The sequence below is a fragment of the Achromobacter sp. K91 genome (genome assembly GCF_003576205.1).
Classification (GTDB): domain Bacteria; phylum Pseudomonadota; class Gammaproteobacteria; order Burkholderiales; family Burkholderiaceae_B; genus Achromobacter; species Achromobacter aegrifaciens.
Window position 1 is genome coordinate 1 of the sequence record NZ_QWFB01000070.1, and the last position, 1,684, is coordinate 1,684.

The following is a 1,684-nucleotide window of genomic DNA, read 5'->3' on the forward strand; positions in this document are numbered from 1 at the left end:
AGATGTGTATAAGAGACAGGCGCGGACACGGCCGAACTGGTTTCCTTGGGCGGGGACGGCGCGGGCGGCGGCGCGGCCGGCCAGGTCACCCTGAGCAACACGGGGTCCATCGCCACCTCGGGCTACAACTCGCACGGCATGATAGGCCAATCCATTGGCGGCGGCGGCGGGGCCTCGGGCAGCGCCACTGGCCTGCTCAGCGTAGGCGGCAGCTCGGCCGGGGCCACCGGCTCGTCGGGCAGCACGGTTGTGATCGGCAATACCGGCTCCATCACGACGGCCGGCAACGCCGCCATCGGCATGGTGGCCCAGTCCATCGGCGGCGGCGGCGGCAGCGGCGGCGACAGCATCGGCGTGCTGGGCGTGGGCGGCGGCGGTGCCGGGGGCGGTGCGGGCGGCAACGTCATCATCCAGGACCTGGGCTCGATCCAGACCGCGGGCCAATTCGGCGCGGGCGTGCTGGCCCAGTCCGTGGGCGGCGGCGGCGGCAACGGCGGCGATACCTTCACCGCATCGGTGGGCGTATCGGTGGCGATCGGCGGCAGCGCCAGCGGCGGCGGCAACGGCGGCACGGTCTGCATGAGCAACCAGGGCGGCTGCGACGGCACGCTGACGTACTCGACCGCGAACCTCACCACCCACGGCAACTACGCACCCGGCATCATCGCGCAAAGCATCGGCGGCGGCGGCGGCACGGGCGGCAGCGTCAAGAACGCCAGCGTGGCATCCTTCGCGGCGCTGCAATTGGGCGGTAGCGGCGGCGCCGGCGGCAATGCCGCCGAGGTCAAGGTGGGCTACAGCAACCTCAACATCAGCACCGGCGGCGCCCACTCGGCCGGCATCCTGGCCCAATCCATAGGCGGAGGCGGCGGCAACGGCGGCGACGCCAGCTATTACGACGTCACGCTGGGCTTCAACGCAGCGGTGGTGCTGGGCGGCAGCGGCGGCTCGGGCGGCACCGGCTATTCCTCCATCGTGAACCTGAGCGGCTCCCACGTCGCCACCGGCATGGATTACGCCAGCCCGAACATCGATCCCGCCACCTACGCGCCCAACGATTCCTTCGGCATCCTGGCGCAGACCATAGGCGGAGGCGGCGGCAATGGCGGCAGCTCCAGCGCCAGCGACCTGGTGGTGGCGGTACCCACCGGCGAGGGCGCGTCCCTGGCGTTCAATTTCGAAGCCGCGGTGGGCGGCAGCGGCGGGGCGGGCGGCAACGCCTGCCCGCCGGGGGATGGCGCGTGCGTCACCCAGGTCAACCTCAGCAACGGTTCCACGGTCGCCACCTTGGGCGACGGCTCCCACGCCGTGATGGCGCAGTCCATCGGCGGCGGCGGCGGCAATGGCGGCGATTCGTCCGTGCTATCCACCGTGCTGGGCGATGCGACCACGATCTCGCTGTCGGCCGGCATGACGCTGGGCGGTTCCGGCTCGGCAGGCGGCAACGGCGGCGCGGTGGCCGTGAGCCTGGGCGATGCCAACGGCGCCTATGTCGGCATGCCGCCGTCGCTGCTGACCCCGCCTGGCGTGCGCGTCCCCCCGGCATCCACCATCGTGACCTATGGCGACTACGCCAATGGCGTGCTGGCGCAATCCATAGGCGGAGGCGGCGGCAACGGCGGGGTCGGCAGCAGCAACGCCTACACCCACGGCGGGCCCACCAACGTCAAGCTGACGAGTGCAC

General features: G+C 71.9%; 1 pseudogene. It reads left to right on the forward strand.

The annotated features are described in order from the left end of the window. Positions 1-45: 45 nt before the first annotated feature. Positions 46-1,684 (forward strand): annotated as a pseudogene (locus DXK93_RS29595) (autotransporter outer membrane beta-barrel domain-containing protein); the annotation flags it as partial.